1 protein-coding gene (running past one end of the window) is annotated in these 13,588 nt (G+C 63.4%); it reads left to right on the top strand.

From position 1 onward, the window contains the following. Nucleotides 1-13,588, top strand: partial view of an LEPR-XLL domain-containing protein gene (locus ABID26_RS12735; protein WP_354415648.1) — the 3' portion only. It extends 22,724 nt beyond the left edge of the window; 13,588 of the gene's 36,312 nt are visible here — the last part of the coding sequence; its start codon lies beyond the left edge, outside the window; its stop codon occupies nt 13,586-13,588.

The raw sequence follows: 13,588 nt of genomic DNA, 5'->3' as shown, positions 1-13,588 counted from the left end.
CAACCTCGCAGCGGCCGGCGTGCCGAACAGCGACATACTGCTCTACCGCGGCATCGAGAACACGCTGGGCTTCACCAAGATCGAGAACCAGCGCGGCAACATCTTCGTCGACGAACTCAACCTCGTCGATCAGCAGGCGGCGCTCGCTGGCCTGTACCTGAACACGCATCCGGCCAGCGGGCATCCTTATGACGAAGGCCTGATCCGCACCAACACGCTCGACGTCGACGCATCCGGCAATATTGGTGACCAGAATGCCGCCGGAGGGCAGCCGCGCAAGGCGCTGATGGTCGAACTCATCCGCATCACTCATGCGGTCGACAAGGGCCAGACGCCCACCTTGAAAGAGGTCCATCTTACCGCCGATGCGGGCGGCGATGCGGTGCTCGACATCACATTGCACGACCGCTCCGCCGATCCGGCGCTGTCTTCGCTCGCCGTTACCATCGACCGCATCACGGCCGGCGATGACGTCGACGTGGTCGTCAACGACTCCAGGGCCGGCGACAATCTGTCGAACATCGACGGCGTGCATGTCAGCACGTACTACCCGCTGGTCAACCTCGTCACGACCCAGGCTCGCACGGGCGAATATTTCGACCATTTCAGCCCGGACGTCACCGGCATCTCGCTCTACAACTTCGTGCGCCGCAGCCTCGGCACCGAGTATGACGAGGTGGATTCCACCTACACGTTCACGGCGGTCCGCGCCGGCGATGACATCGACATCGGCCACGTCACGACCACGTCCCTCTACACGGGGGACGAGCCGCGCAGCTACCGGACGACGTCGATCGAAGGCACGCCCTATGGCGCCGACGTTGTCGTCGATACGCCGGACACGACCATCAACTTCATCGTCAACACCGACGTCGCCTGGACCGGGGGGACGCCGCCGGACGGCACGCCGCAAATCTTCCTGACCACAAACGGCAACATCACCGCCACCGAACTCAAAGGCGACATGCTGGTTGGTCATATCCATTCGACGCTGGGCAACGTCATCCTGAGCTCGCCGCAGAAGATCCTCGACGCCGACGGGTTACCGACCGTCGACGTGACCGCCGTCAACATCACCATGTTCTCGGGGGTGGCCTCGTCCGAACAGGCCGCGACATTCGGCGGCATCGGCCTTGCGACCGACTTCCTGGAAATCAATGTCGACCGCAATAACGGCTTCGGCGTCCTCAACGCCTTCGACAACAATGCCGGTATCGTCTCGCATGGCGGCATCTACCTCGACGAGCTGTTCGGCCCGATGGAGGTCGACACCGTCAGGTCGCTCGCCAATGTCAGCCTGCGCACCGTTGACGGCTCGATCCGCGACGCGCGCAACAACGGCCTCGGCGATGACAACGCCAACGTGTATGGCAATGCTATCGATCTCGACGCCAACGGCGTCGGTGCGAGCATCGGCTCGTCCGGCAACGATCTGGAGATCGACAGTTCGCGCGGGTCGCCCACGCTGACCCTCGACCAGAATGGCGACGACGTCGCTATGGAGGCCGACGCCAGCATCTATGTGACGGAAACCGACGGGCTCCTGCGGCTTCTGCTTGCCCATACTTACACGGGCGACATCCGCATCACGGTGCGCGAATCCGCCAACGCCACGTCGACGGGCGAGGACCTGCAACTCGTCAAGAGCGGTAGCGCGCAGTTCGCGGAGAGCAATTCCAGGCTCCCCGGCCTGCATGTGGACGCCCTGCGTCCGCTGCCGCACGGCCTCATCCTTGCCGAAACAGGCTCGGTGACGCTGCGCGTCGGCGACGACGTCGAGACGCATGAGAATTCGGCCATCGTCGCCGGCAACCAGATCGACATCCATGGCGACCATGCGGACGCCGATGAGGGCTATGGCACGCACATCCTGCTGCGCGGCCAGATCATCGCCGGCGCGATCATGGTCGTGGCGGGCAATCGCTCGCCGGGCTCGCCTTCCGGTACCTCCGCGTCGCGGCCGATCGGCACCTGGCGGCCTGACGACAACGCGGCCGGCGTCACCAACGCCGACAGGCTGACCCGCATCTTCGGCAACGCCGACAGTGACTTCTTCCAGTTCGGCGACACGACCGGCTCCGCAGGCGGCACCGCCTGGGGCAGCGCGGGCTACGTCTTCATCGGGTCGAAGACTAGGGTTTATGGCAGCGACGTTACCGCGACCGGCAGCTATGCGACGCCGAATGACCGCAACGACGGCGAGGACAGCTTCAAGGTCTACTTCCTGCAGGACGCAGCCGCCCAGACTTCGCCGGCGATCACGCCGGTGGGCGTCACCTTCACCACCGACCAATATACGACCGGTGCTGCGCTTCCAGCCTATACCTACCAGATGAATGTGCTCGCCGAGCACACTCTGACCCTCGACGGTCAGTCGGACACCGACACCTACGAGGTCTACACGCTGGGCTCGCAGGGCAACCAGCGCAACTACATCATCAACGTGCTCGACACGGGCGAGGAAGATGATGGCGTGGACACGCTTTCGATCTTCGGCCGGGACAGCGCCAACAACGGCGCCGCTTTCCAGAACGACGACATCTTCCTGCTGCGCGCGGCGGCCTACTTGCCGCACGAGACGGCCGACCGGCCGGGCTATGTGGCCCTGCTGCATGGCACGCTCGGCCCGTATCAGGACGTCGTGCAGGGGAACGAGGATTCGAAAGAGGTCCAGAGGATCAACTACGACACTGGGCTGAACGGCCGGCTCGCCGTGGAAGGTCGCGGCGGCAACGACGCCTTCTTCACCGACGACACAACCGTCATCACCACATTGGACGGCGGCGCTGGCGACGATCAGTTCCAGGTTGGCCAGATATTCGGCGCGCAGCGCGATTCCGCCGATGGCGGGCTGCTGCCGCAGGATGTCTTCCCGAACCTCGTGGCCACGACCCGCGGTTGGCTGTCGGCTGGCTCGTCGTCGCCGATGGTCGCCCAGGGCGGCACCGGTAACGACACTTTCCGCGTCTATTCGAACCAGGCCGAACTGCGCCTGGAAGGTGACGACGACAACGATCTGTTCATCGTCCGCGCGTTCGCGCTGGCGGCGACGACCGACTTCGACTGGAACGGTGACGGAACGATCAACAAGGCCGACCTTGATGCCGGCGTGGCGATCCTGAAGGGGCTGAAGAGCGGCTCGCTCACCTTCGCGCAGCTTTCAAACGGCACGGCCCTGCAGGCCAAGATCGGCAACGTCTTCGACACCAATGGCGACGGCGGCATCAACTATCTCGACCTGCTGATCACCAGCGATCCGACCGACGACGTCATCGTTCTCGACAGCAAGGGGGTTGCGACGCCCCAGATCGGACTCGGATTCTCGGTTGCCCAGGCACCCGACATCCGCGCTGGCGGTGGCCAGGACGAGGTCCGCTACAACATCAACGCGCCGGTTTCGGTTGACGGCGGCACGGGCTTCGACAAGCTGGTCATCCTCGGCACCGAATTTGCCGACGACATCGTCATCACGGACAAGGGCATATTCGGCGCCGGCCTCAACGTGCGCTACTCGACCATCGAGGTCGTCGAGGTTGATGGCCTCGAGGGCGACGACGAGTTCTTCGTGCAGTCGACCGCTTTCGGCGTCGCCTACCGCGTGATCGGCGGGCTCGGCTCCGACACGATCAACGTCACCGGCGACGTCACCGAGGACATCGTCACCCGCGAGCTGGAAGGCGTATCCGGCGCGGTCGACCACCTCGTCACCTCGAACGATGCGCTCTACAACGGTCTCGTTGTCGACGGCTTCGACTACAACGTCTCGACCGCGCATGAAGGTCTCGTGGTCATCAATGAGGAAGCTGCCGGCGACACCAGCTCGGGACACACCGTTGTCCGCGAGGAGTCCACGCTGGCCAACCAGTTTGCCGACTTCTACACGGTTCGGCTCTCGCAACAGCTGACGGGCACGCAAGTGGTTTACGTCACGGTCTCCGCGGCGCGCTCGCCGCAGGAGGAGCGTACGATCAACCCGGCGACCGGTCTTCCCTACGATCTCAATCCCGATCCGCTTAGCGATAAGCTTGGCGACTCGATCTGGCTTTCGACCGATCCGATGTCGGGCAATCACACCAACACCTACGCCGACGGCGACCTTGCGACGACTGCCGACGACAGCTTCCTGCACAAGGTCACGATCGACGGCCAGGACTTCTGGATTCCGGATCGCGCCGTCGTCCTCAGGTTCGACGCAAGCAACTGGAATCAGGAGCAGAACGTCTACGTCTTCGCCCCCGACGACAAGCGCTCGGAAGGCGACCGCGTGGTCGTGATCCAGCATTCGGTCATCTCGAATGTCGGCATCTACAACGGGGCCGATGTGCGCAACGTCGAGGTCGACGTCCTGGATAACGACACCCCCGGCGTCTATGTCCGTGAGGTTGATGCAGCGGGCAATCTCGACAACCGCACCATCGTCATCGAAGGCACCAACACCACCAAGCTGACCGATCAGATCGAACTGCGTCTGGCCAAGGCTCCGGCCGGAACGGTGGTGGTCGACATCGTGCTCAACGACTTCGCCGACAAGGCGATCAAGTTCTTCGACAAGGTCGATTTCGCCGATGACGGCCTTCTCAACGGAAGCGCCACGGACAGCCGCCTGACGCTGTTCGCCAATCCGACCTATGACGCGGTGAACGATCGCGTGGTGATCGGGCAGGTGAAGTTTACTGCCGGCAACTGGAACGACCCGATCATGCTCGGCGTCGAGGCGCGCGATGACTACGTCCGCGAGGATGTGCAGACCGCCGTGGTCGAATTCGTGCGCAATGACGTTCTGACCACCGACGCGAACTATGTGTTCCCCAACCTGCGGTCGGGCCTGCAACTCCTCGACGTGGAAGTCCACGACAACGAGACCTCGGGCGCGGTCATTCTGGAGAGCGGCACCGGCACGCAACTGATCAAGGACATTCCGGCCGGCAGCGGCAAGAACGACACCTACCAGATCCGCCTGACCCGCGAGCCGGACGCGACGGTTCGGGTAGCCGTGCTCACGGACGGCCTTGCCGATGTCGTCAAGATCGGTTCCACCGTCATCTCGCCGGAAGACTATGCCGTTATCGGTGGGCTGCAGGCCACGCAGATGTTCACCGGCAATATGGTGTTCGGCACCCAGGGCGGGTTCCTGACCATCAAGCGCGGCGCAGGTTCCGATCTTGGCAGCTTCATCGACCAGGGCTTCTTCGGCGCTTCCGATGCCGCTCATCAGGTCTTCAGCGGCAACCTGACCTTCGCCACCAGCGGCGGCAAGCTGGCGCTGAACGGCGTCGGCCTCAACATGCTCGGCTTCGCTGCCGGGGACAAGATCCGTGTCAGCGCGCCCTCGGCGAACGGCTTTGACGTCAACAACGACGATTATGTGGTGTCCAGCGTCAGCGCCACGCAGATCGTCCTGACGAAAACCGGTGTGTGGGCCAAGGCGGGTGCTTCCGCCCAGCCGGTCGCTCTCAGCGAGTTCGTGCCGATCGAAGGCGAGCATATCCGCATCGGCGGCAGCGCGGTCGCACAGGAACTGTTCGACGGCGTGCTGACCTTCGGCGTCAATGGCCTCAATCTGGCGGTCAACGCTACTGGCATTGGCGGGCTGGGCTTCGTCGTCGGCAACAAGATCCGCATCGACGCGACAGGTGCGTTCTCCGCCAATGACGGCGACTACGTGATCCAGTCGGTCAGCGCCAACCAGATCGTCCTGACGACGCTCGCGGCGGTCGATCCGTGGACGACCTCTGGCACCGCCACCGCGGCAGTCTCGGTGAGCAAGCTCGTCAGCAATGACGGCGACTACCAGATCGCGTCGATCTCGGAAGACGGCAAGACCATCACCCTGACCCAGACGGGCTCGTGGGCCGCCGCCGGCGCGACCGCCAATCCGGCCGTGCTCAGCGATCTTGCCGAACGCTTCATCTTCGAAGGAACCGTGAATTACGGCCAGGAGACCAATCCGCAATCCTTCCCCGGCCAGTTCCTTGACCGGGGGCTGACCGGCGAGCAGGAAGGCTGGCTCTCCGAGGGCTTCCTCGAGGGTATGTGGGTGCGGATTTCGGACCTCAATGGTGGCCATCCCGACATCGAGGCCAAGATCCAGCTCATCCGCGGCGACAACGCCGGCAAGGATGCGAAGCTGCAGCTGATCCACGTCATGATCGACGGCGTCGAACAGACGCTGAGCGCGACATGGCTGGGCGACGCCACGGCCGACAATGTGCGCGTTGTGCGCATTGCGCCTGAGGCGGTGTTCAGCGGCGACCCGTCGGCTGCCGATGCCTGGTACAAAGTGCAGACCGTCGAACTGGCGGCCGACGTGGATTACATCGTGCCGCCGACCCGCGACGGCGTGAAGGTCTTCCCGGTCTCCACACATCTTCTGTCCAAGCTGCGCGGCCCGCTGGCCGTCGAGGGCGGCCCGGCCGGCGCCGACCGCTCGCTGACCGCCGGCGTCAAGCTGCCGGGTGAGAAGGATACCTTCCTGATCGCCATCGGCGCACAGCCGCCGGAAAGCCAGCAGATCGACGTCCTGAACATCTTCGACGACTCCAGCCAGGCAGACGGCACCGGCGTCATGGATCAGACGACGCTGCGCGGCTTCGGCATGGCCAACGACCTCATCTTCAAGGGGCTGAGCGGCCCGCTCTATGGTGAAGCTGCGGCAGGCTCGCCCCAGATCGTCGTTCCCGGCGGCATCAGCTTCGGCAAGGTGAACTACGGTTCGACCAGCGTCGGCACCGACGGCCACCAGAGCACCATCGAAGTGTTCAACCTGATGCTCGGGCAGGGCAACGACCGCCTCGACATCGGCGGCACGCTCGATCCGGCGCCGTTCGTCTCGGCCCAGAACGTGTTCGAGTACAACAATGTGGGCCATGACCCGGATTATCCGGCCAATGTCACCATCCGCAGGGACGATTTCGACTGGAAGGCGCAGGGCTTCCTGCCCGGCCAGACCGTCACGATCGACGGGGTTGCGGGAAGCTGGACCGTCATCTCGGTCGAGGACGCGTTCTATCTCGACGGCAACGGCCAGAAAGTTTCCAACGGGTCGGGCGGGTTCCTGCGCGATCCCAACGACAACTCGATCCTGGTGTTGAGCGGCCCGGCCTTGCCGGCTGGCCTGACGGGCGAGCGCAAGATCGTCGCCGTCGATCCGCTGGTGCTGGAGACGGTCGCCTATGACGTGGCCTATACGGCGACGGGCGGCATCCTGAAGCGCAAGGACGGCCAGAGCTGGGAGGCTCACGGCTTCCTCAAGGGGCACCTGATCAATATCGGCGGCCAGAACGGCAGCTTCGATCAGGCGAAGCAGTACCGCGTCCTGTCGATCAATGGCGACACCATGGAAGTGCTGGGCGAATCGATCGACAGCGCTACCAACGTCAGCAACAACATCTGGGTCCAGGGTCCGCATGGCGGACTGACCATGGTGCATGGCGGCGGCAACCTGCCGGTCCAGACCATAGGCTCCTACCAGACCAAGACTTACACGAGCGGAAACGTCAGCAAGAACATCCTGACCCGCCTCGACGGTCGCAACTGGCAGAACGACCGTTACGTCGTCGGCCAGCTCATCCAGGTTGGCAACGAGGGTGAGACCCGCGAAATCCTCGGCTTCGGCAACGCCGCCGATTACGGCATCGCGAAGCCGGCCGGCGAGTTCGCCACCTGGGGCACTGGCTCGGTGATGATCCTCTCCGGTCCGAACTTCGGTGCGGCGACCACCATAAACAACATCGACCTGCATCGTTCGATCCCGCAGCGCGTGGAAGTGCAGATCGAGGCGACGCTGGTGGTCGACACGCTGACGCGTGCCGCCGGCAGCTGGCTCGACGACGGCTTCGCGGCAGGGCAGGTGATCTACATCGAAGGCCTGCCGGGCGGCTTCACCGTCAAGTCAGTCACCAAGACCGACCTGGTGCTGAACGGCACAGCGATCCACGACTGCGTCATCGACGAGGGCAGCACGATCACCGTCTACCGGATCGACCTGAAGAAGGATGCCGGTCCGGAAGTGGGCGGCGATCACTTCGTCATCGCTCCGGCCACGCCCAACAGCGTGCTCGCCGGCCCGAACAGCCCGCTGGTCGTCTATGGCGACACCAGCCAGGACGGCGCTTGGTATTCCGGCCACTCCTATGACCGGCTGGGCCAGGAGTTCGGCCAGAAGCCGTTCGATCCGTTCCCGGAACTGCCGGACGAGCAGAACGAGGACAATGAGTGGGTCTTCCCGCTCGCCAACCGTTTCGTCTACTACGGTAATGACATCATCGACGCCAGCGCGCTATTCGCCAATCTCTACAATGCGCAGGGCAACCTGGTCGGCAATCTGCCGAGCGTGGGCTTCACCGCCTATGGCGGGGCCGGCAACGACCTCATCATCGGCAGCCAGGCTGGTGATCATCTGGCGGGCGGCTCGGGCGACGACACCATTCTCGGCCAGGGCGGCAGCGACCACATTTACGGCGACAGCGGCTTCAATGTGGACATCCTGACCCGCGCTCTCCATGTGGCCACTTCCGATATCAGCCCGGCGCCGACCATCGATCCGCGACTGGGCGCCAGCGACCAGACCTTCAAGCCGGTCAAGGTCGAGACGCCGATGCGCGACGACATGGCCGCCGGTAACGACTTCCTTGACGGCAATGGCTCCATCAACAAGGACCTCCCCAACATCATCTTCGGCGACCACGGCATCGTGAAACAGTGGGTGGACGATCCCAACCTGCCTCCGGTCCTGCTGCAGAAGATTCAGACGACCAACCTGTCGACCGTGATCGAGATCAGCACCGCCGAGCCACAGAACGGCGGCGACGATGTCATCTATGGCAGCGACATCCCCGACATCCTGATCGGCGGCAGTGGCAACGACATGCTCGACGGCCGTCAGGACGACGACCTGATCTTCGGCGATAACGTCAAGCTGACCCGCAATGGCGGCGATGACGGCAACCTGCTGGACGACATCCAGAACCTCCGCTTCCAGACGCTCGCCGGCACGCTGATGTATTCTCGCACCGATCGCCCGGTTCCGGCCGGCGTTGATCCACGCTATGCTTATGACGCGACGGGTGCCAACTCGTTGACCGAGTACACGTCGGGCAGGCTGTTGACCGATGGCGTCGCGCGCAACTATCGCGACCCGACCGGCCCGCAATGGTGGGCGGAATACAAGATCGACTATGCCCAGTATCACACCTTCGCCATCAACAATGGCGATGCTGGTGTCGGCAGCTTCGGCAACGACTACATCGCTGGCGGCGCGGGCAATGATGAGATCTTCGGTCAGCTTGGCCATGACGTGATCCAGGGTGACGGCTCGATCGACGGCGCGGTCGCTGCGACCGCCCATGTCGGCGCCGCGCGCAAACCTGTGCGGCTGGCCAATCCTAACGGCTCCGGCATCGACGACCCGGCAGGCGCGCTATTTGTGGTGCCGAGCTTCGAGGCAGCCAGCGATGGTCAGGACTATATCGAGGGCGGCGGCGGCCGAGACGTCATCTTCGGCGGCCTGGGCCAGGACGATCTGGTGGGCGGCTCCTCGGACTTCTTCAGTCTGACGACTGCCGACAGCCGTCCCGACGACATGGACTGGATCTTCGGCGGCGCCGGCCTCCGGATCGCTCGCAATGATGGGTTTGATCCGCTGGCGGGCAAGACTGCGGGCGCGACCACCTACGGCAAGGATATCGTCACGATCTCGGACGGCACGACGTTCGGGAGCAAGCACGGCCGTGATTCCGATGCGATCGTAGGCGACAATGGCGACATCATCCGCATCGTCGGCATCAACCACACTGACGTCAATCCGCACCCCGAAACCAATCCGTTCGGGCAGAACTACGTTACCTTCAATTATGACAACTACGGCGGCGAGAAGATTGTCGTCCGCGGTATCCGGTTGCTCGACTACACGCCGGGCGGACCCGACTTCAAGCCAGAGGACTTCTCGCTGGTCGATCCGGCTACGACCCCGACCACAGCCGACGACGACATGCGGCCCATGTTCTCGCTCTGCTGCTGTGATCCCCATACCGGGATTTGGGCTCGCGTCGACATCGGCGGCAACGACGAGATCCATGGCGAAACCGGCGATGACTTCGTCTATGCGGGCGGCGGCGGGGATGTGGTCTTCGGCGATGCCGATGACGACGACATCATCGGCGGCTGGGGCTCGGACTGGATTTCCGGCGGCACCGGCATCGACGGTATTCTTGGCGACGACGGACGCATCTTCACCAGCCGCAACACCAGCAGCCAGGCCAATGCCGAAAACCTCTATGGCGTCCTGGCTCTGCGCGCCACGGACCCTGACACCAGGACCAGCCAGGGCGACGTGTTGAACGAACTGATCCGTACGCCGGGCGACGTTCAGGTCGAATTGATCAACGTGGCGGGCGCGCTGACAAAGTCGGTCGACCTCACGCCGTTCAACCTGACTGCCATTGAAATGGGGGCGGCCGATCCGTTCCTTTCCGACCAGCAATTCGCCGACGACGTCATCTTCGGCGGCCTCGGGCAGGACTTCCTGCACGGCGGCTCCGGCGACGATGCCATCAGCGGCGCGGAGGCGCTCGGCGAATCCTACGCTCCGCGCTTCGACAGCCTCGGCAATTTCGTCGGGCTGATCCGGACCGACTTCAGCCGACCTTACAACCCGGGCGATATACTGCATTTCGGTTCTGGCGATCCGCATTGGAACGAACCCAAGCCCGTACAAAGCCGGACCGGCGAGTTCTTCCTCTACAATGAATATGATCCGCGCCGTGTGATCCTGTTCGATGGCGCCGCGGGACATGTCTGGGATGGGCCCACCGCAGCGAATGGGGGCCTGCCTCCCATAAACCAAGACGGTATCACTGGTGGGGCTGAACTACTGCAGTACTTCCTCAACTGGCGCAGCGATGAGGGCGTCAGCGTGCTTGGCTACGTCGCGTTCAAGCCAGACGGCCAGACACCTGATCCGACCGTGCCGCAGGAATACCGTCAAAGCGATGGGGACGACCGTATCTTCGGCGATCTGGGCAATGACTGGATCGTCGGCGGCACCGGTCGCGACCATATCTATGGCGGTTTCGGCAACGACCTGATGAATGCCGACGACTATCTGGGCACGATCAATCCGAATCCGCCCAATGCCAATCCGGGTCAGTTGCCGCTGCACGGCACCGACGAGAGCCCGGACACGCACTGGAGTTATGAGGACCGGGTGTTCGGCGGCGCAGGTCTCGACATCCTGATCGCCAACACCAAGGGCGACCGCATGATCGACTGGGTAGGCGAGTTCAACAGCTACATCGTGCCGTTCGCGCCCTTCGGCATCGCGACGGTCAGCCGACAGGTGCCGCCGCATCTGTACGACTTCCTCTACGCCCAGGCGTTCGGGGACGGCGTGGACATCACCCGCTACACCGATACCGGCACGTCGAACCACAACCAGAAATACTCGAACGTGACGACCATGCAGGGCGGCATCGACGGTGAGATTGGGCTGGTGACCCAGCAGGACCACGGCTACTGGCAGAACCAGACCGGTGGACCGACCGACCCGCAGGCCGGCAATGTTCCCGGCGGGCGGCGCGATGTGCTGCGCACGGCTGCCTTCAATGACGGCACGCTCGACGTCTTCGCGGCCGACCAGGGCAAGTTCGCAGTGTCCAACGCTGCGATGTCGGTGCAGTCCAACAGCCCGACGGACCAGGCAGCGGCGGTGTTCTACGCCGATCAGTATCTGCCTGTCTATTTCGAGGTTTCGGCGAAGATCACCGCGGAGAAGCCGCTCTCTGGCTGGAAGGCGAACACCTACATCATCTTCGACTACCAGTCGCCGACCGACTTCAAATATGCCGGCATCAACATCTCGAACAACCAGATTGAAATGGGCTATCGCGACGCGAGCGGATGGCAGCAACTCATCAAGTCGAACAAGCCCGTTCAGTTGAAAGCGGGTACGGCTTACGACGTGCTCGTCGCGATCAATGGCACGAACGTAACCGTGTCGGTGGCCGGCGTGAACCAGTTCAGCTACACCTTCGCGCCGCGCATCGAGGATGGCGAGCCGCAGGGGCTGAACAAGGGCATGATCGGCGTCGGCAATCAGGGGGCCAAGGGTGCGGTCGACAACTTCACCCTGCAGATACTGCCGCCCGAACTGACTCTCGACTACACCGATCAGTTCGACAACGCTCAGGGACGCTTCCCGCTTGCCGGAACCGCAGGCTGGACGTTCAGCAATGGCCGGCTGATAGCCAATGGCGGGGCAACCGCGAATACGTTCAAGCTCGGGGCGTCGCTGGCAGCGGACTCGTATCTGGAAGTCGAAACCAAGCTGTCAACCGCCACGAGCGGCGGCATCGTTTTCGACAGCTACGCAGCGAATGACTACAAGTTCATCACGCTGGACGTCGTCAACGACAAGGTGGTGGTCGGCCATGTCAGCCCGAAGGGCGGCATGACGATCGACGCGAGCTTCACCAAGGTTCTCGACGCAAATGTCGACTATTCGCTGCGGCTCATCTTCAAGGGCGCGTCGGTCAGCATCCAGGTCAATGGAGGTCTCGTCGGCACCTACGGATACAACTCGGTGCTGGTGGACGGCCAGATCGGCCTGATGACCGGCAGCGGCGCGACCTCGTTCGACCGCTTCCAAGTGCGTACGAACGATCTGTTCTTCAGCACTGCCTCCAGCCTGATGGCGGCCTCGTCCGGAACGACCGTGAACGCGGTGAACCTGACGGCCGGGGCGCCGGTCAATGCCCTGCTTGACCAGGCGGTCACGGTATTGAAGGCGAGCGGACGTTTCGACGATGAGCAGATTGCGTCGCTATCCGACATCACCATTGACGTTGTCCAACTCGACGGCCGCACCCTCGGACGCTATGAGAACGGTACGGTGTTCCTGGATACCGATGCCGCCGGCAACGGCTGGTTCGTCGACCTGACGCCGGTAACCGCAGAGGAATTCACCTGGCGCGATGGCAAGCTGGTTGCTGTTAGCGGCGGCGCGGCCGATGGCCGTATCGACCTTCTCTCGGTGCTGATCCATGAGCTTGGCCACGGTCTTGGCCTCACCCATGACGACGGTGTCTCCGGCGGCCTGGGCACGGTGATGGGTGAGGTGCTGGCAGTTGGCGAGCGGCGTCTGCCCACCGTCGATGCCGATGCCGGCCTCAGCGTCACCGTCTTCTTCGACGAAGGGCTTGGCGGTTTCGTCAGCGGCTCGGCAGGCGGGAACGGGGAGAGGGCAGCAAGCATCGAACTGCCTCTACCTGTCGCGGCCGTGTCGGCTGGCAGGACAGCCTCGTCAAATGGCAGCAAGTCGTCCGACGGCGGCGCGACAGGCTTCTTCGACGAGCAGAGCGGTGTGTTCGTGGAGGCGTCGGAGTTCGAACTGATGCGGTTCGCCAAGATCGGCGGTAACAGTGCGGACGACGCCTATGTGGTTGTCGAAGAGAACAACGACAACCATCGAGAGGCCACTCCTGCGTCGTCTCGCCATGGTGACGATGCCATCGAGGAACTTAGTGGCATGATCGAGTGGGAGGCCCGTACCGGCCTGCTGCAAAGACTGGCCGGACTGTTCAGCAGGTCATAG

Source organism: Mesorhizobium shonense, from assembly GCF_040545255.1.
Taxonomy (GTDB): domain Bacteria; phylum Pseudomonadota; class Alphaproteobacteria; order Rhizobiales; family Rhizobiaceae; genus Mesorhizobium; species Mesorhizobium shonense.
This window is presented reverse-complemented; position numbering and strand designations above follow the sequence as displayed.